At 65.4% G+C, this 20,584-nt stretch carries 17 protein-coding genes; 12 read left to right on the top strand and 5 right to left on the bottom strand.

Going from position 1 to position 20,584, the window contains the following annotated elements; all coding sequences use genetic code 11:
• The first annotated feature begins 84 nt into the window (after positions 1-84).
• The 3 genes from ACQ4W4_RS10765 to ACQ4W4_RS10755 all read left to right on the top strand — a co-directional run bounded on the left by ACQ4W4_RS10765 (position 85) and on the right by ACQ4W4_RS10755 (position 2,298).
• Entirely contained in the window at positions 85-528 is a 444-nt protein-coding gene (locus tag ACQ4W4_RS10765; RefSeq protein WP_436541991.1) for a hemerythrin domain-containing protein, read from the top strand.
• 35 nt (positions 529-563) lie between these two features.
• Positions 564-1,517 carry a hypothetical protein gene (locus ACQ4W4_RS10760; protein ID WP_436541990.1) on the top strand — a complete coding sequence of 318 codons (954 nt, stop codon included), beginning with the start codon at positions 564-566 and terminating at the stop codon, positions 1,515-1,517.
• Between the two features lie 211 nt (positions 1,518-1,728).
• On the top strand, positions 1,729-2,298 hold the full coding sequence (locus ACQ4W4_RS10755) for a DUF1439 domain-containing protein (protein ID WP_436541989.1): 570 nt from the start codon (positions 1,729-1,731) through the stop codon (positions 2,296-2,298).
• Position 2,299: 1 nt separating this feature from the next.
• On the opposite strand, the gene ACQ4W4_RS10750 is transcribed toward ACQ4W4_RS10755, so the two are convergent.
• On the bottom strand, positions 2,300-2,536 hold the full coding sequence (locus ACQ4W4_RS10750; RefSeq protein WP_436541988.1) for a DUF7661 family protein: 237 nt from the start codon (positions 2,534-2,536) through the stop codon (positions 2,300-2,302).
• A 232-nt stretch (positions 2,537-2,768) separates the two neighbouring features.
• Here ACQ4W4_RS10750 and ACQ4W4_RS10745 point away from each other — a divergent pair, with 232 nt between their 5' ends.
• Complete coding sequence (locus ACQ4W4_RS10745) at positions 2,769-4,805, top strand: M13 family metallopeptidase (protein WP_436541987.1); 2,037 nt, start codon at positions 2,769-2,771, stop codon at positions 4,803-4,805.
• Positions 4,806-4,830: 25 nt separating this feature from the next.
• On the opposite strand, the gene fdx is transcribed toward ACQ4W4_RS10745, so the two are convergent.
• From fdx to lpxO, 3 genes are all read right to left on the bottom strand, one after another.
• A complete protein-coding gene (fdx, locus tag ACQ4W4_RS10740) occupies positions 4,831-5,163 on the bottom strand; it encodes an ISC system 2Fe-2S type ferredoxin (protein ID WP_436541986.1) in 333 nt (110 codons plus the stop codon).
• A gap of 61 nt (positions 5,164-5,224) precedes the next feature.
• Positions 5,225-5,623 carry a DUF6331 family protein gene (locus ACQ4W4_RS10735; protein WP_436541985.1) on the bottom strand — a complete coding sequence of 133 codons (399 nt, stop codon included), beginning with the start codon at positions 5,621-5,623 and terminating at the stop codon, positions 5,225-5,227.
• 85 nt (positions 5,624-5,708) lie between these two features.
• Positions 5,709-6,608, bottom strand: a complete 900-nt coding sequence (gene lpxO, locus ACQ4W4_RS10730) for a lipid A hydroxylase LpxO (protein ID WP_436541984.1) — start codon at positions 6,606-6,608, stop codon at positions 5,709-5,711.
• A 143-nt stretch (positions 6,609-6,751) separates the two neighbouring features.
• On the opposite strand from lpxO, the gene ACQ4W4_RS10725 reads away from it, so the two are divergent.
• The 3 genes from ACQ4W4_RS10725 to ACQ4W4_RS10715 all read left to right on the top strand — a co-directional run bounded on the left by ACQ4W4_RS10725 (position 6,752) and on the right by ACQ4W4_RS10715 (position 9,658).
• On the top strand, positions 6,752-7,186 hold the full coding sequence (locus tag ACQ4W4_RS10725) for a hotdog fold thioesterase (protein ID WP_436541983.1): 435 nt from the start codon (positions 6,752-6,754) through the stop codon (positions 7,184-7,186).
• A 266-nt stretch (positions 7,187-7,452) separates the two neighbouring features.
• Positions 7,453-9,033, top strand: coding sequence for a methyl-accepting chemotaxis protein (locus tag ACQ4W4_RS10720; RefSeq protein WP_436541982.1), 1,581 nt, complete (start codon positions 7,453-7,455; stop codon positions 9,031-9,033).
• Between the two features lie 88 nt (positions 9,034-9,121).
• A complete protein-coding gene (locus tag ACQ4W4_RS10715) occupies positions 9,122-9,658 on the top strand; it encodes a hypothetical protein (RefSeq protein WP_436541981.1) in 537 nt (178 codons plus the stop codon).
• Here the strand turns inward: ACQ4W4_RS10715 and ACQ4W4_RS10710 are convergent.
• Complete coding sequence (locus tag ACQ4W4_RS10710; RefSeq protein WP_436541980.1) at positions 9,640-11,139, bottom strand: MFS transporter; 1,500 nt, start codon at positions 11,137-11,139, stop codon at positions 9,640-9,642. The two genes, ACQ4W4_RS10715 and ACQ4W4_RS10710, sit on opposite strands and share 19 nt — an antisense overlap.
• Positions 11,140-11,249: 110 nt before the next feature.
• Between ACQ4W4_RS10710 and ACQ4W4_RS10705 the strand changes: the two genes are divergently transcribed.
• The 5 genes from ACQ4W4_RS10705 (at position 11,250) to ACQ4W4_RS10685 (ending at position 20,522) form a co-directional block, all read left to right on the top strand.
• Entirely contained in the window at positions 11,250-12,131 is an 882-nt protein-coding gene (locus ACQ4W4_RS10705) for a LysR family transcriptional regulator (protein WP_436541979.1), read from the top strand.
• 336 nt (positions 12,132-12,467) lie between these two features.
• Complete coding sequence (locus tag ACQ4W4_RS10700) at positions 12,468-15,509, top strand: calcium-binding protein (protein ID WP_436541978.1); 3,042 nt, start codon at positions 12,468-12,470, stop codon at positions 15,507-15,509.
• A 102-nt stretch (positions 15,510-15,611) separates the two neighbouring features.
• Complete coding sequence (locus ACQ4W4_RS10695; RefSeq protein ID WP_436541977.1) at positions 15,612-17,795, top strand: type I secretion system permease/ATPase; 2,184 nt, start codon at positions 15,612-15,614, stop codon at positions 17,793-17,795.
• Positions 17,792-19,135 carry an HlyD family type I secretion periplasmic adaptor subunit gene (locus ACQ4W4_RS10690; protein WP_436541976.1) on the top strand — a complete coding sequence of 448 codons (1,344 nt, stop codon included), beginning with the start codon at positions 17,792-17,794 and terminating at the stop codon, positions 19,133-19,135. The genes ACQ4W4_RS10695 and ACQ4W4_RS10690 overlap by 4 nt, the downstream gene beginning before the upstream one ends.
• Positions 19,125-20,522 carry a TolC family protein gene (locus ACQ4W4_RS10685; protein ID WP_436541975.1) on the top strand — a complete coding sequence of 466 codons (1,398 nt, stop codon included), beginning with the start codon at positions 19,125-19,127 and terminating at the stop codon, positions 20,520-20,522. Before ACQ4W4_RS10690 ends, ACQ4W4_RS10685 begins: the two co-directional genes overlap by 11 nt.
• The last annotated feature ends 62 nt before the right edge of the window (positions 20,523-20,584 follow it).

The raw sequence follows: 20,584 nt of genomic DNA, 5'->3' as shown, positions 1-20,584 counted from the left end.
CAAATATCAAGATTGTGTAAGGCGTCGCACATACGCAGGCGCCACCGTGGCGCATCCTAGTCTCATCAACAACGAGGAGCCGCCATGAACGCGATCAGTTTATTAATGCAAGACCACAAGGCCGTGAAAGCCTTGTTTTCCCAATATGAAGGCTTGAGCGACCGCTCATTTGCCACCAAGAAAAAGTTGGCCGACCAGATCTGCCAGGAATTGACCGTGCACACGCAGCTGGAAGAAGAAATCTTCTACCCGGCCGTGCGTCGTCCCATCCACGATGGCGACCTGATGGATGAAGCCCTCGTCGAGCACGCCAGCGCCAAGGAACTCATCGCGCAAATTACCGCGATGGATCCCGCCGACGACCTGTACGACGCCAAGGTCAAGGTCCTGTCCGAACAGATCGAGCACCACGTCCAGGAGGAAGAGGGCGACATGTTTCCCAAGGTCCGCGATACGGCCGTCGACCTCGACGCGCTGGGCAAGGAAATGGCCGCGCGCAAGGAACAGCTGATGGGCGTCGTCGCCTGAACGGCATAAAAAATCAACAAACGAGGGAGTATTCCATGCAAGCTACACAATTGTCCGTATCGGACCTGAACAATCCGGGCGTGTCCTGGGGCGCCGTGCTGGCGGGCGCCGCAGCGGCGGCCGCCTTGTCCTTCATCCTGCTGATCCTCGGCGTGGGCCTGGGCCTGTCGTCCGTATCGCCGTGGTCGTTCAACGCCACGGCCATCGGCGTGTCGACCATCGCCTGGCTGGCCTTCATGCAGCTGGCCGCCTCCGGCATCGGCGGCTACATGGCGGGCCGTCTGCGCGTGAAGTGGAGTGCCATTCATACGGATGAAGTGCATTTCCGCGATACGGCGCACGGCTTGCTGGCCTGGGCCGTGGCCACCCTGATCACCGTGGCCGTGCTGGCCGGCGGCACGCGCGCCGTCCTGAGCGGCGCCATCGATGCGGGCAGCGGCGTGGCGGCGGCCGTTGGCCCGGCCGTAGGGGCGGGCGCAGCGGCAGCGGGCGCAGGTGCCGCAGGGGCGGCCAGCGCCAAGCAAGGCGAGGGCAGCGGCGCCAATCCGCTCGATTATTTCTCCGACATGCTGCTGCGTGCCGCGCCAGCGCCAGCTGCCACCGGCACGCCAGCAATGGCGAATCCTGGCGCGACCGTCACCGACCAGCGCATGGAAATCGGCAAGATCTTCGCCACCAGCCTGTCCACGGGCAGCCTGGCCGCCGATGACCGCGCCTACCTGGGCCAGGTCGTGGCCAGCCGCACGGGCTTGACGCAGGCTGAAGCGGAAGCGCGCGTCGACGCCGTCTACGCCCGCGCCGTGAAAGCTGCCGCCGATGCGAAGGCTGCTGCTCAGCAAGCTGCGGAAACGGCCCGCAAGGCCGGCGCCCACACGGCACTGTGGATGTTCGTCGCCTTGCTGCTGGGCGCTTTCGTTGCCAGTCTGGCGGCAACGTTTGGCGGCCGCCAGCGCGACCATGAGCGCGTGCTGCGCCACGTCACCATCTGAACCCCAGCCTATTATATAAATCAAGGAGTCTGCCATGCGTTCCATCCTTTTGCTGCTGCTGGGCATCCCATTGCCCATCGTCATACTGATCGCCCTGTTCGTGCGATAAGAAGACGTTGATGTAAAAACGGCGCCCGCCGCAAGCCGGGCGCCGTTTGTGTTGAAGCGGGCGCATGTGTAAGATGGCGCCATCTTTCCACCGAGACTATCCATGACCGTGACCGCCATCCGTTCCTTGCTGAAAACCGCCACCATCGCCGCCTTGGCCTGCACGGTGCTGGCCTCGTGTTCCACCCTGATCGGCCCGCGCGACGTGAATGTGTCGCTGAGCAAGATGCAGCAAGGCCTGGAGCGCCGCTTTCCCATCGATAAACGGGTGCTGTCCGTGCTGGACGTCAAGCTGACGCATCCGCAACTGTCCTTGCAGCCCGAGCGCGAACGGGTCGCCCTCAGCGTGGATGCCAGCGTCTTGCCGCCCTTCATACGCCAGAGTTGGCGCGGCAGCCTGGCCATGTCGGGCCGCCTCGTGCTCGATGCCCAGCGCAACGCCGTCTACCTGAGCGAAGCGAACGTGGACAAGGTGGTCATCGACGGCATGGACGAGGCGCAGCAGCGCCAGTTCGCCAAGGTGGCCAGCCTGGTGGCCGACCAGCTCATGCATGAAACGCCGATCTACACGTTCAAGCCCGACGAATTGCGCTATGCGGGCGTGCAATTCGTGCCGACGCAGATCCGGACCACGGGCAATGGCTTGACGGTGACGTTCGAGCCGGTGAAGTAGGCTAGGCCCGGAACGCGGGCACAGTGACAGGCGTGGCCGTGTTATTGCGCGGCGTCGCCTCTTCATGGAACAGGTCAGCCAGGTATTCGCACAGCGCATCTGCTTGAATATCGTCCGGGATAATGAAATCGGCGGGCCGCCGTTTGCCTTCCGTGCCGTAATAGAATGCGCGCCACGCGCCCTGATTCCCGCGGACGGCAATCAGCGTGCCGAAAACATTGAACTTAAATTCCTGCATCACACTTCTCCAGTCAAAGAGCCAGGCAAAGCGCTATGGCGCGCTGCGGGTGTGGCTATTGCTAAATGGTAACATTCGCAGATCATCGGCGGGAGGCTTCAGCGTCCATCGGATCACTGGACTTGTTCAACCGACATTGTTTCCCCGCAAGCAGGCGGACTATAATCCTGCCTCCCATGCCTGGACACAGCATGTTCCCCGACATGAAGTCAAAACAATTAAAGGAATCTTCGTGAAACGTTCACTCATCAGCGCCGCCTGCTGCGCCTTGTTCGCCTTATCCTCGCCCTCGCTGCATGCCCAGCAAGCTGCGCCCGTTTCCGGCATCGACCTGAAAACCCTGGACCCCGCCGTCAGCCCCAAGGATGATTTCTACGGCTACGTCAACGGCGTGTGGACCCGCAATACGGACATCCCGGCCGACAAATCCGTCTGGGGCACCTATATCGAATTGCGCGAAATCGCGCAAGGCCAGCTGCGCGGCCTGATCGACGCCACCGTCAAGAATCCCGGCAAGCCCGGCAGCGAGGCGCACAAGATTGCCGACCTGTACACGAGCTTCATGAATGAGAAGGCGCGCAATGCGGCCGGTTTCAAGCCCTTGAAGGCCGAGCTGGCCCGCGTCGCCGCCGTCAAGGACAAGAAAGACTTGCCTGCCTTGTTTGCCTACCTGCAAGGCAATGGCATCGCGACGCCGTTTTCCGCCTATGTGGCGCCCGATGCGCAAGATCCCGAGCGCTACACGGTCAACATCAGCCAGTCCGGCCTGGGCTTGCCCGACCGCGATTACTACCTGAAGGAAGACGACGCCAAGCTGCAAGCCGTGCGCGCCAAATACCTCAAGCATATCGAGACCATGCTGGCGATGAGCGGCGACAAGGCCGCTGGCGAACACGCGGCGCAGATCCTCGACATCGAAACGCGCCTGGCGGCCGTGCAGTGGACGCGCGTGCAGATGCGCGACCCCGTCAAATCGTACAACCTGGTCGACTTCGACAAGTTCGGCGCGCTGGCGCCGGCGTTCGACTGGAACGCCTACTTTACGGCCGCCGGGCTGGCGCCGAAGGCTTCCTCGGCCGTGGTGCGCCAGCCCAGCTTCATGACAGGCTTTTCCGAGACCGTGGCCGCCGTGCCGCTGGCATCGTGGAAGAGCTATCTGAACTGGCGCATCATCGAAAGCTATGCTTCCTATCTGGACAGCGCCACCGTCAAGGAGCGCTTCGCCTTTGACGGCACGGTCCTGCGCGGCGTGCCGCAAAGCGAACCGCAGTGGCAGCTGGCGCTGCGCTTCACGGATAACGCCATCAGCGACGCCGTCGGCAAGCGCTATGTGGACATGTATCTGCCGCCGGAAACCCGGCCCCGCGTGATGGCCATGTTCGACAATTTCGTCGCCTCGTTCAAGGACGGCATCGAGCAGCTCGACTGGATGGGCCCGGAAACCAAGAAGGAAGCCCAGCTCAAGCTGGCGGCCCTGAAGCCGAAGATCGCGTATCCCGCTACCTGGCGCGACTACAGCAGCATGCAGACGCAGCCGAATGACCTGATCGCCAATGTGCGCGCCTCGCGCGCGTGGAGCCGCCAGCAAAACCTGGCCAAGCTCGGCAAACCCGTCGACCGCGACGAATGGTCGATGACGCCGCAAACCGTCAACGCCAGCTACAGCCCGGCGCTGAACGCGATCACGATTCCTGCCGCCATCCTGCAGCCGCCGTTCTTCAACGTGAAAGCGGAAGACGCCGTCAACTACGGTTTGCTGGGCATCACCTTCGGCCATGAAATCAGCCATGCCTTCGACGATTCGGGCAGCCAGTACGATGCCAAGGGCCGCCTGCGCAACTGGTGGACGGCGCAGGACCGCGCCGCCTTCAAGGCGCTGGCCGCCGGCCTCGTCAAGCAGTACGGCGCCTACAGCCCCGTGCCGGGCTACCATATCAATGGCGAGCTGACCCTGGGCGAGAACATCGGCGACAATTCCGGCCTGTCGATCACCTACAAGGCTTACCAGCGTTCGCTGGGCGGCAAGCCGTCGCCCGTCATCGACGGTTTGACGGGCGAGCAGCGCCTGTACATCGGCTTTGCGCAGAAGTGGCGCGCGAAACTGCGTCCCGAAGCGGCGATCGCGCAGATCAAGAGCGACCCGCATTCGCCGGGCGAATTCCGCGCCAAGGGCACGGTCAAAAACCAGCCCGGCTTCTACGAAGCGTTCGGCATCAAGCCGGGCGACCCGATGTATCTGCCGCCCGAGCAGCGCGTCATCATGTGGTAAGGAAGTAGGGCAACCGCGCCGGGGCCTATTCCTTGGCGTGGTTGAGCGTGTACCTGGGCAGCTCCACCGTCAGGTCTTCCTGGGCGAGGCGCGCCTGGCACGACAGGCGCGAGTGGGGCTGCAAGCCCCAGGCCTGGTCGAGCATGTCTTCCTCGTTGTCGCCCAACTCGTTGAGCGAGTCGAAACCCTGCACCACGACCACGTGGCAGGTGGAACAGGCGCCCACCTGGCCGCAGGCATGTTCGATGTCTATTTTGTTGAGCAACAAGGCGTCGCAAATGCTCATTTGCTCGGGCGCGTCGAACACGGCGCCGTCGGGGGCCAGCTCGGGATGGGGCAGGACGGTAATTTTTGGCATGCGGGATTCTCCTCGGTTATCCTTCAATGCCGTCACTGTGGACCTTCCCGCCTTGGCAAGGTCAAGCCCCCGTGGAATCCTGCGCGCTGATGCAATGGTCGAGATGCTCGAGCAATTGCAGGAACACGCGCTTGTCCGCCACGTGATTCATCGTGGCGCTCGTCAATACATCGCTGGCGGCTGCCGCCACGGCAGCCTTGGCCGCTGCGCAGGCGGCATGCATGTGCGCGCGATCGCGTTCCAGCAGCGCCGTCTCGACGGCTTCGCGCGTGAAGTCATAGGCGTCCATGCCGCAACAGCCGGCCACGCAATGGGTTTCCAGGCGGCAGATCAGCTGCCACAGCTCCCCCAGCAGGGCATCGATGTCGATGGCCTGGTCGTAGCGTCCCCCGATGTCGATGAATTCGATCCAGGTATCTTCGCCGATCTGGATATCGTACTGGCGGTCGCGTTCGGTCATTTCTTCGGATTCTCCTGGTCGGTGGTCTCGCATTATAAAAAAAACCGCCCGAAGGCGGTTTTCCAATGCAGTGCAAGCAAGGCGCTTAAATAAAATAGATCAGCGCAATGATGCCGACCACCAGCGCCACGCGGGTGACCTGGTAGGCCGTCTTGTTCCACGCCTTGAAGCGGCGGCGGTACTGGCCCATGGTCCAGGAAATCTGGAATAATTTACTCACGCCGCCCACCTGGTCGCCCAGTTCGTTGGGCGAGGCGGCGGCCGTCATCAGGGTGCGGCCCAGCCAGCGGTTCAAGCCTTGCGCCCAGCGGTAGCGCATCGGGCGCTCGATGTCGCAGAACAGGATGATGCGGTCGCTGTCGGCGTCGTTGCGGGCCCAGTGGATATACGTTTCATCGAACATCACGGCCTGGCCATCGCGCCAGCTGTGGCGTTCGCCATCGACGTCGATGAAGCAGCGGTCGTCGTTCGGCGTCTGCAAGCCCAGGTGGTAGCGCAGGGAGCCGGCGAACGGGTCGCGGTGCGGGTTGAGCTTGCCGCCTTGCGGCAGTTCCGCGAACATGGCCGCCTTGATCGAGGGAATCGATTGCAGCAGCGCATAGGTTTGCGGGCACATCTGCTGCGCCGAAGGGTGGTTCGCGTCATACCATTTCAGGTAGAAACGCTTCCAGCCATACTTGAAGAAGGAATTGAAACCCACGTCATTGTTCTGTTCGGCCGCCTTGATCTTTTTCATTTCCTGCATGCGCAGCGCTTCATCGCGGATGATCTGCCAGTTCTGCTGCAGCGGCGCCAGTTCCGGGAATTGCTCGACGGCTAAATATGGCGTGGCCGGCACCTTGGAAAAGGTGTGCATGAACAGGTTCAGCGGCGCCATGAACGAGGAGTGATCGAATATCTGGCGGCGAAACGGCAGGCGCACCTTGCCACGAAAATGAATATGTAAAACAGAAAACACAAAAATGCCCAGCAAGGCCCACTTCATACACAACCTCGTTTTTTAAGAATGGGGCAATTATAACCAGTTAATGCCCTCGCCACTCCGTGCCACGGTGAAGGAAAGATGAAGCGGCGCGCGCGGGCCGGCTGTCCTACAATGGCTGTTCTTCACACTGATACGAGGTAATGATGGAAATCTGGCACGCACCGCTCGACCTGGCCGCCCTCAACGCCGCCAGCGAGGGCACGGCCATGCGCCACCTGGGCATCGCATTCACTGCCTTCGGCCCCGACTGGATCGAGGCGACCATGCCCGTCGACCACCGCACCATGCAGCCTTTTCAACTGCTGCATGGCGGCGCGTCCGTCCTGCTGGCCGAAACCCTGGGCAGCATGGCCGCGAATGCCTGCCTGGACAGCAGCCGCCACGTGAGCGTGGGCCAGGAAATCAACGCCAACCATGTGCGCGGCGTGCGCGGCGGCCACGTGACGGGGCGCGCCACACCCATCCACCGGGGGCGCACCAGCCAGGTCTGGGAAATCCGCATCGTCGATGATGGCGGCAAACTGTGCTGCATCTCGCGCATCACCATGGCCGTCATCGACGCTCCGCGCGCGGGCTGACACGGCGGCCCTTGACTTGCATCAAGGCACTAAAAGCGAGCGCGTGGAATCATCCGTAACGCTGTTCGCATATAATTGAGTGTGCTGTTGTATGGCGCGAGGTGCTCCCCGCGCAACGACATTGCCCGAAATTAGAAGCTGACTGCCCAAAAAACGCCAGTTAGAGACCCATCCTGCTCCATGCGGGAAAGGCAACACGACGGCGAGCAGATCGCTGGCTCTAGCGGAGCCGGCAACAATCAACTTTATACAGGGCAATAACAACAATGATGTCATTCAATCGTTTGACGATAGGCGCGCGCCTGAGCGCAGGCTTCGGGCTGCTGGTCTTGCTCATGCTGGTGCTGGCCGCCTTCGCGCTGCTGCGCATAGGCGCCATCTCCGGCGCCATGGACGCGCAAGAAAAAGTGCAGCTGGAAAAACTCGAACCGCTGTACGTGGCGCGCGAAGCGCTCGACCAGACGGGCCTGGCTGCCCGCAACGCGTATATTTTCCATGACCAGGCCGCCGCCGAAAAAGAGCTGGCCTTCCTCGACAGCCAGAAGGCGCTGTACCTGGAAGCGCTGGCGAAGCTGGCGCCGCAGTTCGCCGGCGATGCGCAATTCGAGAAAGTCAGCACGGGCCTGAAAACCATGGCGCAGGAATTGCTGCGTCCGCGCCAGTTCCGCGCCACAGGACAGATGGAGCAGTACGGCACCTTCCTCGTCGAGGAATGCAGCCCGCTGCGGCGCCAGATCGTGTCCGACATCGATGCCGTGCTGAAAAACGTGCAGCGCGAATCGGAACAGGCCAGCGTGGCCGCGCGCGCCATCTACGGCCAGTCGTTGCGCTGGATCGGCGTGCTGGCCGCGCTCAGCGTGCTCATTTGTATTGCGGTCGCCACCGTCATCACGCGGGGGTTGCTGCGCCAGCTGGGCGGCGAACCGGCGTATGCCGCCACGATCGCCGGACGCATCGCGCTCGGCGAACTGGCGATCGACGTGCATACGCGCCACGGCGACGACAGCAGCTTGCTGTTCGCCATCAAGACCATGCGCGACAACCTGGCCGCCATCGTCGGCAAGGTGCGCCACGGGACTGAAAGCATCGCCACGGCCTCGACCGAGATCGCTACCGGCAACCGCGACCTGTCGCAGCGCACGGAGCAGCAGGCCGGCTCTCTGGAAGAAGTGGCCTCGTCGATGGAAGAACTGATTTCCGCCGTGCGCCAGAATGCGGACAATGCCCAGCAGGCAAACCACCTGGCGCGCGAAGCGTCGAAGGTGTCGGAGCAGGGCGGCAAGGCGGTGGCCGAAGTGGTGCACACCATGGGTCTCATCAATGCCTCGTCGAACAAGATCGTCGACATCATCGGCGTGATCGACAGCATCGCGTTTCAGACGAACATCCTGGCCCTGAACGCGGCCGTGGAAGCGGCGCGCGCGGGCGAGCAGGGGCGCGGCTTTGCCGTGGTGGCGACGGAAGTGCGCAACCTGGCGCAGCGCTCGAGCGCCGCTGCGCGCGAAATCAAGGCGTTGATCGACGATTCCGTCAGCAAGGTGGGCACGGGCACGGTGCTCGTCGAGCAGGCGGGCGCCACCATGCATGAGGTGGTGGCTGGCATCGGCAGGGTGACGGGCATCATGGCCGAGATCAGCCATGCCACGCAGGAGCAGGGCGCCGGCATCGAGCAAGTCAACCGCGCCATCGTCGACATGGACAGGGTGACCCAGCAAAACGCGGCCCTGGTCGAGCAGGCGGCCGCCGCCGCGCACGAATTGCAGCAGCAGGCGGCGCAGCTGGAACAGGAAGTGGGCATCTTCAAACTGGCTTCATCGGCGAACGGCCCTTTGCGCCTGACGGCCTGACTCCGATAGCACGGCAGCGCGGCGCGCCAACGCGCCAATAGTCGTATTCCGCGCTACAATGAGCGCTGGATCAACGCCAGGACGACTCATGCAAGTGCGCAGCAGCCATGATCTCTCCAGCCCGGACGACGACAAACCGGCGCCGCCCGTGCTGCAGCTGGCCCTTGCCGGTCTCGGCTGGGGCTTACTCACCTGCATGCTGTGCTTTGCCATCCTGTTCCTCACCAAATGGCTGCTGCCGCCCGAATACTGGGGCGCGCACACGGGCTTGTCCAAGTTCAAGCGCGAAATGTCGCTGCCGCTGCTGGTATTCTGGGTCGTCATCTATTCTCCCATCCTGGAAACGTTTCTCGGCCAGCTGCTGCCGCTGGAAATCCTCAAGCGCCTGGGCGCCAGCCGCCAGCTGAGCATTTTTATCGGCGCCATCCTGTGGGCCATCGTGCATTACATCAGCGGCGGCTTGCTGCACGCCATCGTCGCGCTCGGTTCGGGCGCCATGTTCAGCTTTGTCTACCTGCGCTACCGCGCGCCCACCGTGGCCGTGGCCTACGCGACAACCACCTTTTCCCGCGCCTGCAACAACATCGCCATCCTGGTGGCCGTGTTTTACGGCTTGGATGCGTGAATCCCATCCTTTCTCAGTAAATACGGCACCAGCGCCGCCAGCGCCATGGCCAGCACGGCCAGGCCGTTCAGCAGCTGGCGGAATGCGGCGTCATAGCTGGCGCGCAGCAGCGCTTCCTGGCCGCCCAGCAGCTGTGTTGCCTGTTGCATATCACCAAGCGCGGCGCGGCTGGCGGCGGCCAGCACGGGCAGGCCGGCGGGCAGCTGCCGCGCCAGGTTCGTGCCGATCAAGCCCGCCAGCACCGCGCCCGCCAGGGCCAGCGCCACCCCGTCGGCGCTGATGCGCACGGTATTGAAGATGCCCGTCGCCATGCCGGCCCGCTGCGTTTCCACCACGCTCAAGGCCATGCCATCCATCAAGCCCCACGGCAAGCCGATCCCCGCGCCGATCAGCAGCAAGGGGCCGGCCAGCGCCGCAGTGCCGCCATGGCCCAGCACCTGCGCCAGCCAGGCCAGGCCCGCCGCAGCCAGCAGCAGCCCCGCCGCGCACAGGACGCCGGTCTTGATCCAGCGCGACAACAGCGCAGCCAGCACGGGCACGAGCAGCAGCGGCGCGGCCAGGGCCACCATCAAACGGCCCGCCGCCAGCGCGGACATGCCGTCGATGCCGATGAAACGCCCTGGCAGCATGACGATGAGCACGATGAACAGGAAGGCGGGCGAGGCGGCCAGCACTTGCACGGCGAGAAAGCGGCGCTGGCGGAACAGCGACAGGTCCAGCAGGGGCTGCGCCGTCCTGCGCTCGATGGCGCCAAAGGAGAAAAACAGCAGCACGGACGCGGCAACGGACAGCAGCACGGCGCCGCTGCGCCAGCCGTGTCCGGGCGCCAGCAGCATGCCCAGGGTCAGCAAGCCCAGCGCGGCGCTGAAGCTGATGGCGCCCGGCCAGTCCAGCCGGCCCTTGCCGCGCGGCGGATCGACCGGCACGCTGCCCCAGACCAGCAGCATGCCGATGGCGCCCAGCGCGGCCGTGGCATAAAAAATGGCGGGCCAGCGGGCCAGCGCCAGCATGGCGCCGGCCGTCAGCGGACCGAAGGCCAGGCCCAGGCCGAAGGTCGTGCCCAGCACGCTCATCACCCGGCCGCGCGCCGCGCCGTGGAACAGGGGCGCCAGCGACGACATGGCGGCGGCGAACGCGGCCGCGCCGCCGAGACCCTGCACGAAGCGCAGCGCGGCGATCCAAGCCACCGAGGGCGCCCAGGCGATGGCCAGGGTCGCCGCGCAAAACAGCGCCAGTCCCGCCAGCCAGACGCGGCGCCGTCCCAGCACGTCCGTCAGGCTGCCGGCCACCATCATGGCGCTGCCATAGCTGAGGATATACGCATTGATGACCCAGTTCAGGGCGGCGGCGCTGCCGTGCAGTTCGGCGCCCAGGGCGGGCAAGGCCACGGCCGGGCCCGTGAAGCACAGGGGAATGAGCAAGCCCGTCAGGCAGGCGGCCAGCACTTGCAGCGGGAGTGAAAGGCGAGAGGAAAAGGGCATCGGTGTCGGATATGAAAGAAAGAGGGGCGAGTATGGCGCGCCCGTCATTGAAGAAAAATGGGCTAAACTGCCGAACATATCGGACAAAAATGTCTTCAATGGAAAATCGTATGGATAGCCTGGGCGGCATCGCCATGTTCGTGCAGGTGGCCGACAGCGGCAGCTTTTCGGCCACGGGCCGGCTGCTGGGCCTGTCGTCGTCGGCCGTGGGCAAGAGCGTGGCGCGCATGGAGGCGCGGCTGGGCGCGCGCCTGTTCCAGCGCAGCACGCGGCACCTGGCGCTGACAGACGAAGGGGAAAAATTCCTGCGGCGCTGCAAGCGCATCCTGGCCGAGGTGGCGGCGGCCGAGCGCGAGCTGGGTGAAGCGGGCGGCGCACCGAGCGGCCGGCTGCGCATCAGCCTGCCACGCTACAGCGGCCTGTTCGAGCCGGCCATCGCCGCGTTCATGCAGGCGTATCCCGCCATCGAACTCGACCTCGATTTCTCCGACGCCATGGTCAACATCGTCAGCGACGGCTTCGATGCCGTCGTGCGCACGGGCGAGTTGCTTGACTCAGGCCTGATGCGGCGCAAACTGTGCACGTTCCGCCGCCTGCTGGTGGCGTCGCCCGCCTACGTGACCCTTCATGGCCGGCCCGCCGATGGCGCCGCGCTGTTGCGGCACCAGCGCCTGCATTACCGTTTCCCCGCCACGGGCCGTCTGGAACAGTGGCCGCTGATGGACGAGGCTGCCCAGCCGGTGCCCGGCATGGTCTGCAACAGCGTGGAAATGCGCGTCTTCCTGGCCGTGCAGGGGCAGGGCATCGCCTACCTGCCCGCATTCGCCGTGCAGCACGAGCTGGCGGCGGGGCAGCTCGTTACGCTGCTGGACGAGCATACGCAGGCGCGCACGGCGTTCTGGCTGCTGTGGCCGGCCAGCCGCTACCTGCCGCCGCGCCTGCGCGTGTTCATCGATTTCCTGGTGCGGCAGCTACAGGATCACACTTTTTGAACCCAGCCATGACGGCGGATTTTTCCTGACGCTAGTTGCATGGGCCCGCGCCACCGGGCGCGCAGGCTCGCTTCCTCCCTCCTTTCCCCTTCCTTCCTCCCCCCGTGCAGTGTGACATTTGCATGACAAATAACAGTGCCTATCCCGCTTGCGCGTCATTAAGGCGTGCATGCGAGGCGACGCTCAACGGCGCGCCGTCGATGCGCCGAAAGTGCCGGACCGTTGCGAGTGCACGCTGAACGACAAGTGCAGGCGGCCCGGACTTTTGCCTTGCATGTCAGCTTGCGCCGACATATTCACTCTTGGTTTTGACGTTTAATGACAGGAAACTGCAACATGACTGAAAAATTTGCATCGCAAACTTCCACCGCCGCCTCTGCCGACGGCATGACCGCCATCGAGGCATACCTGAACGCTGTCGCGGCCGCCCCGCAGCGTTTCACCGGCACGGCGGACGCCGATGTGCTCACCGGCACCACGGGCGCCGACGTGCTCGAAGGCCTGGCCGGCGACGACACGTATTACGTCAACGACGTCGGCGACGTGATCGTCGAACTGGCCAACGGCGGCAACGACAGCGTGTACACCAGCGTCAACTACACGGTGGCCGAGAACGTGGAGAAAGTCTACCTGACCGCCGCCGGGCTGACGGTCACGGGCAACGCCAATACCAATAATATCTTTTACGTCGACACGGCCGGCGGCAACAGGATCGATGGCGGCGGCACGGGCAACTCGGTCGTGTATATCGGTTCCCGCACGGGCGTGACGGCAACGCTGCTGGGCGCGAATGACCCTCTGACGGCGCCAGCGGGCAGCGACCTGCTGCTCAACTTCGCCAACCTCATCGGCAGCAAATTCGATGATGTGCTGATCGGCAATGAACTTAAAAACAATCTCCTGGGCGGTATTGGCAACGATACCTTGCGCGGTGGCCAGGGCGATGATCTGCTGCTCGGTATGCAGGGGGACGATACTTATATCTTTGCCCGCGGCGACGGCGCCGACGGCATCACCGAGATGGTGGAAGGGGGCAGCCACAACGTCGTTTCCTTCCTGGCCGGCGTCAGCGCCGACCAGCTGTGGTTCCGCAAGGTCGGTTCGAACCTGGAAGTGAGCACCATCGGTACCGGTGACAAGGTTACCGTCAATGGCTGGTATTCCGGTACGGTGCCGCGCATCCAGGAATTCCGCACGGCCGACGGCCGGGTGCTGCTGGGCAGCGACGTGCAAAACATGGTGCAGGCGATGGCGGGCCTGACGCCGCCGCCGCTGGGCCAGCTGACTTTGCATGTCTACGAAGCCACCGTCCTGGCGCCAGTGCTGGCGCAGAACTGGCGCACCGAGGGACCAAGCCAGCCCGCCAATGGCAGTTTCACCGGCACGGCAAACCCCGACATCATCAAGGGCACGGCGGGCGCCGACGTGATGGCAGGCCTGGCCGGCGACGACATCTATTACGTCAACCATGGCGCAGACGTGGTCATCGAACAGGCTGGCGGCGGCCGCGACACCGTCTACACGACGGTCGACTACGCCCTGGCCGCCAACGTCGAAGAGGTACACCTGGCCGCTGCTGGCCTGGGTGTGATAGGTAACGGCAGCGGTAACGTCTTCCACGTCGACGTTGCCGGCGGCAACGTATTGTATGGCGTCGGCAGCAATAATTCCGCGACCTATGCCGGTTCCAGGGCGGGCGCCACGGCGACCATCGTTCCCGTCGGCGGCAGTACCGCGTTCTTGCCTGGCAGCGATAAGCTGGTCAATATTTCCAGCGTGACAGGCAGCGCCTATGACGATGTGCTGACCGGCAACGAGCTGGACAACAGCCTGTCCGGCGGCCTCGGCAACGATACCTTGCAAGGCGGCAAGGGCAACGACGTGCTGACGGGCGGCCTGGGCGACGATACCTATGTCTTCGCCCGCGGCGACGGCGCCGACGTCATCGCCGAATCGTCCGCCGATGCGAATTACGATGCCATCGCCTTCCTGCCCGGCGTCAACATCGACCAGTTGTGGTTCCGCCAAGTGGGCGCGGACCTGGAAGTGAGCACCATCGGCACGACGGACAAGATCACCATCCGCGCCTGGAACACGGCCGTGCCGAATATCGAGGAATTCCGCACGGCCGCCGGCCACGTCCTGCGCGGCGCCGATGTGCAATTGCTGGTGCAGGCGATGGCGAACCTGACGCCGCCGCCGCTGGGCCAGCTGACCTTGCCGGGCGCCACGGCCGCCGCCCTGGCGCCCGCGCTGGCCCAGGCATGGCACCTCAACGCTCCCACGCAGCCGACGGGACAGACCTTCACGGGTACGGCGAATGCCGATATTCTTTACGGCAGCGCCGGCGCCGACCTGCTGCAGGGCCTGGGCGGCGACGACACGTATTACGTCAACCACGGCGGCGACTTCATCGACGAGCGGGGCAACGGCGGCAACGATACCGTGTACACCAAGGTCAACTACACGGTGGCTGACAACGTGGAAAACGTGCGCCTGAACGGCACTGGCCTGACGGTGACGGGCAGCGCCTACACCAGCAACAGCTTTTTCGTCTCCACCCCGGGCGGCAACGTGCTCGACGGCGGCGGAGCGGGTAACGTGCTCAATTACAACGGCGCCAGCGCGGGCGTGACGGCCGCCTTCGCGCCCGTCGGCGGGCCGCTGGTGGCGCGTGCCGGCGTCGACGTGCTGGCCAACTTCAACGCGGTGGTCGGCAGCACCTTCGATGACGTGCTGATTGGCAACGACATCAGGAGTATCCTCGCCGGCGGCCTGGGCAACGATACCCTGCAAGGGGGCAAGGGCGACGATGCGCTGTCCGGCGCGCTGGGCAACGATACCTATGTCTTTGCCCGCGGCGACGGCGCCGACACGATTTCCGAGGCGGACGAGGCGGGCAGCCGCGATGTCGTTGCTTTTCTCGCCGGCGTCAGTGCCGAGCAGCTGTGGTTCCGCCAGGTGGGCACGGCCCTGGAAGTGAGCACCATCGGCACGGGCGACAAGGTCACCGTCAGTGGCTGGTACGAGAGCACGCTGCGGCGTATCGAGGAATTCCGCACGGCCGACGGCCGCGTCTTGCAAGGCAGCAATGTGCAAAACCTCGTGCAGGCGATGGCGGGCCTGACGCCGCCGCCGGCCGGCCAGCTGACCTTGCCTGCCGGTACGGCCGCCATCCTGGCGCCGGCCCTGGCGCAGAACTGGCGCGCCGCGCAGCAATCCGGCGTTGCCAGCCAGGTTGGTTCCGGTGCTTGGCAAGCCGATCCCGCGCAGCTGGTGCAAGCCATGGCCGATTTTGCCGTGCCGGCGGCCGCATCGGCGCCCTGGTCCGGCCACGGCAACCCGTCGACGCAGATCCAGCTGGCGGCAGCGCAATGATCGCTTACGTTGATCGCTTGAGTACGTAGTTCCACCCCCGCGCAGCCGGGCCGGCCTTGCACGTGCCGGCCCGGCTGCGCCATTGATTTTCGACATGATCCGATGACCGTACTTCCATATCGCCACGCCACTTCGTCCACAGAACCTGCGCCCGACACGGGCTTGCTCTCGCTGCTGCTGATGGCCAGCCTGCATGGCATTGCCGCCGACGGCGCCCAGCTCAAGCACGCTTTCGGCCAGTCCGTGTTCACGCGCCAAACCGTCCTGCTGGGCGCAAAACAGCTGGGCTTGACGGCCAGGCTGGTGCAGCAAGCGCCTGAACGGCTGGCGCAGGCGCCGCTGCCGGCCATCGCCATCGCTCACGACGGCCGTTTCTTTATCCTCGGCAAGGTCGACACGGGCGATGGCGGCGTGGGCAAGGTGCTGATCCAGCATCCGGGCCAGCCGCCGCAGATCCTGGGCCGCGACGCTTTCCTCGCCGCCTGGACGGGCGAATTGATCTTTTTCACCAGCAAGGCCAGCTTTGCGGGCGAGACGGCCCGTTTCGACTTCAGCTGGTTCATCCCCGCCATCGTCAAATACCGCAGGCTGCTCGGCGAAGTATTGCTGATTTCCTTCGTGCTGCAGCTGATCGGCCTGGCCACGCCCCTGTTTTTCCAGGTGGTGATGGACAAGGTGCTGGTCAACCACGCCATGCAGACCCTGAACGTGGTGGCCATCGGCCTGGTCTGCGCCATCGTCTTCGAAGCCGTGCTGGGCCAGATACGCACCTATGTATTCGCGCGCACCAGCAGCAAGATCGACGTGGAACTGGGCGCGCGCCTGTTCCGTCACCTGCTGGCCCTGCCGATCGCGTATTTCCAGGCGCGCCGCGTGGGCGATTCCGTGGCGCGCATCCATGAACTGGAAAACATCCGCTCATTTCTCACCGGCAATGCGATGACCCTGGTGCTCGATGTGCTGTTTTCCTTCATCTTCATCGCCGCCATGCTGTGGTACAGCGCCGCGCTCAGCGTAGTCGTGCTCGTTTCCATTCCCGTCTACGCGGCCCTGTCGATGCTGCTCACGCCCGTGCTGCGGGGTCGCCTGAACGACAAATTCAGCCGCAGCGCGGAAAACCAGTCGTTTCTCGTTGAAACCATCAGCGGCGTCGATACGCTCAAGGCCATGGCCGTCGAGCCGCGCTGGCAGCAGCAGTGGGAAAAGCAGCTGGCCGGCTATGTCTCGGCGGGCCTGTCGGCGAATAACATCGGCATGCTGGCCAGCGGCGGCGTCACCCTGGTGAGTAAATTGGTGACGGCGGCCATCATGTGGTGGGGCGCCACCCTCGTCATGGACGGCAGGATGACGGTGGGCGAACTGGTGGCCTTCAACATGCTGGCGGGGCAGGTGGCGTCGCCCATCCTGCGCCTGGCGCAGCTGTGGAACGATTTCCAGCAAGTGGGCATCTCCATGAGCCGGCTCGGCGATATTCTCAACGCCCGCACGGAAGCAGGCAGCCAGAAGGCGCGCCTGCCGCGCATCGCCGGCGCCATCGACTTCCAGCAAGTGGGCTTCCGCTACCGCCCCGACGCTGCCGAGGTGCTGCGCGATGTGTCGATCGCCATCGCGCCCGGCGAAGTGATCGGCATCGTCGGGCGTTCCGGCTCCGGCAAGAGCACCCTGACGCGGCTGGCGCAGCGCCTGTACATCCCCGAGCGGGGCAAGGTGCTGATCGACGGGCAGGATATCGCCGTCATCGATACGGCGTCGCTGCGGCGCCAGATCGGCGTGGTGCTGCAGGAAAACATCCTGTTCAACCGCTCCGTGCGCGACAATATCGCCCTGAGCGATCCGGCGCTGCCCATCGATGCGGTCATCGCCGTGGCGAAACTGGCCGGTGCCCATGACTTTATCTGCGAGCTGCCGGAAGGCTACGACACCATGGTGGGCGAGCATGGCACGGGCTTGTCGGGCGGCCAGCGCCAGCGCATCGCCATCGCCCGCGCGCTGATCGGCGACCCCCGCATCCTGATCTTCGACGAAGCGACGAGCGCGCTCGACTACGAATCGGAAAAAATCATCCAGGACAATATGCGCGGCATTTGCGCGGGGCGCACGGTGCTGATCATCGCCCACCGCCTGTCGGCCGTGCGCGAAGCACACCGCATCGTCGTCATGGAGCGGGGGCAGGTGGCGGAACTGGGCAGCCACGACGCGCTGCTGAAACGGCCGGGCGGCATCTATGCCCATCTGTACAGCCTGCAGCAGGGCGGCGCCGGGAGCGCAACAGGGGACGCAACATGAACGCCAGCCACCGTGTCGCCGCGTATGGCGAGTTATTGAAACGCTATGGCCAGGTGCTGCGGCACAGCTGGCAAAGCCGGGCCACCCTGGGCGGTCCCGTGCTCAGCGAAGACGAGGCGGCCTTCCTGCCGGCCGCGCTGGCCCTGCAGGAGCGGCCCGTGTCGCCGTCGCTGCGCTTCACTGCCCGCGTGCTGATGCTGCTCGTCGCCTGCGTCGTGCTGTGGGCTATCTTCGGCCAGGTCGACATCATCGTCCATGCGGCCGGCAAGATCATTCCATCCGGTAACACCAAGACCATCGCTTCCGTCGACGTGGCCGCCGTGCGCGCCCTGCACGTGCGCGAGGGGCAGGCCGTGCAGGCGGGCCAACTGCTGGTGGAACTCGACAGCCGGGGACCCGACGCCGAGCGCGACAAGGCGGCCGGCGACGCCGTGGCCGCCGCCTTGCAGGTGGCCCGCGCGCGCGCGCTGATCGCCGCCGTCGACACCCTGACGATGCCGAAGCTGGCGGCGCCGGACGCGATCCCGGCCCTGGAGCGCGCGGCCGCGCAGGCGCACGTGGATGGCCAGTACGCGAGTTTTCGCGCCCGGCTGGCGCATCTGGACGGAGAGATTGCCCGCTATGCCCAGGCGCTGCCGCTGGCCACGCAGCGGGCGGGCGACTACCGGGCGCTGCTGGCCTCGCGCGACGTGGCCGAACACGCGTGGCTGGACAAGGAACAGGCGCGCATCGACCTGGCCGGCCAGCTGGCGTCGGCCCGCAGCGAACGGGCGGCCCTGGTGGCGCAGACGAGGAAAGACGCGTATGACGCGCTGACGGAAGGCGCGAGGGTGGCGGCCGCCAGCGGCCAGGATGCGCGCCGCGCGGGCGCCCGCGGCAGCCTGCTGCGCCTGACGGCCCCCGTCGACGGCACGGTGCAGCAGCTGAAGCTGCACACGGTGGGCGGCGTGGTGCCGGCCGCGCAGCCGCTGATGCAGATCGTGCCGCGCCAGGGCAAGCTGGAAATCGACGCCATGCTGGAAAACCGCGACGTCGGCTTCGTGCAGGCAGGGCAGGCCGTCGCCGTCAAGGTCGACGCCTTCGACTACACAAAGTACGGCACCGTGCCGGCCGTCGTCAGCAGCGTCTCGCGCGACGCCATCGAGGATGAAAAAAAGGGGCCGGTCTACGCCGTCAGGATCACCTTGCGCCAGCCGGCCATCGTCATCGACGGCAGATCGGTGCCGCTGTCGGCCGGCATGGCCGTGCGCGCGGAAATCCGCACGGGCACGCGCAGGGTGATCGACTACGTGCTCTCGCCGCTGGTGCGGCACCAGAAGGAGGCGCTGCATGAACGCTAGCGACCGCGCCGCCTTGCTCGCCGCCGGCCTGTGCCTGGCCGCGGCGCCCGTCCTGGCGCAGCCCCTGGACGCCGCGCCATGTCCGTCCACATACGACGCAGGCGTTCCCCTGACCCTGCCAGCGGCCGTCGACCTGGCCCTGTGCCGCAATCCGCAGGTGCACGGCGCCTGGGCCGGCATCCGGCTGCAGGCGGCCGGGGTGGGCGAGGCCAGGGCCGCCTATCTGCCCGCGCTGAATGGGGGGCTGAGCCGGGTGCATGACCGCACGGCCTATCCTGGCGCCAAAACGGCTTCCAGCAGCCTGGCCAGCAATACGGCTTCGCTGAGCCTGTCCTGGCGCCTGTTCGACTTCGGCGGGCGCGCGGCGGGCCAGCGTTCGGCGCAAGCCATGCTGGACGCGGCCTTGGCCAACCGCGACGCCGTGCTGCAACAGACCCTGGCGGCGACGGTCGGCGCGTATTTCGAGGCGCAGACGGCGCGCGCCAGCGTGCGCATGCGACAGGAATACCAGGCGCTGGCGAATGAAACGGTGCTGGCCACGCAGCGCCGCGCCGAGAGGGGGCTCGGCGCGCACAGCGACACCCTGCAGGCGGCGAGCGCCCTGGCCAAGGCGGCCCTGGGCGCCAGCCGCGCCGAAGGCGAATTCCGGAAAGCCCGCGCCGTGCTGGTGTACACCCTGGGCTTGCCGGCCGATGCGGGCGTGACGCTGGACGATGCTGCGGACGGTGCGGCGGCGGACCTGCGCGGGGGTTTGCACGATGAGCTGCACGCCTGGCTGGAAAGGGCCAGAGAGCGCCATCCGGCCATCCTGGCGGCGCAGGCGCAGCTGGCGGCGGCGCGCGATCGGGTGGACATTGCCCGCTCGGAGGGGCGCCCCAGCATCGACCTGACGGCGAATGTCTACCAGAACGGCCGTCCCAACCAGGGATTGTCCGCCGCGTCCACGCGCGAAACCCTGGTGGGGATCTCGCTCAACATCCCCTTGTTCGACGGTTTTGCGCGCCACTACAAGGTGCGCGGCGCGCAGGCGCAGGCAGCGCAAAGGGAAGCGGAAGCCGAAGAAGTGCAGCAGCAGACCCTGATGGAACTGGTGAAGACGCATGCGGAAGCGAGCACGGCGCTGGCGAACCTGGCCGCGTCGCAGGCGTGGCTGGATGCGGCGCAGGACGCCCTGGCCAGCGTGCGGCGCAAGTTCGGCCTGGGCGCGGCCGATATCCTGGAAATGCTCAATACGCAGTCGGCGCTGCTCGAGGCGCAGCAGGAGCGCATCCGTTGCCAGGCGGAATGGCGATCGGCCCGGCTGCGGCTGCTGGCCGGCGCCGGCATGCTGGCGCGCGACGATGTCGCGCAAGGGACAGGCAAATTGCGCGCCCCGGCGGCGCAATAATGACTATATTGGTGGCGGTCCTTCCCGCACAGGGAAGGCGTTCCTGTTTCGGACTAGGGAGA

The organism is Janthinobacterium glycogeni (assembly GCF_051380725.1).
Lineage (GTDB): Bacteria > Pseudomonadota > Gammaproteobacteria > Burkholderiales > Burkholderiaceae_D > Janthinobacterium.
The sequence above is the reverse complement of the archived record's forward strand: the minus strand, read 5'-3'. Positions and strand labels throughout refer to the sequence as shown.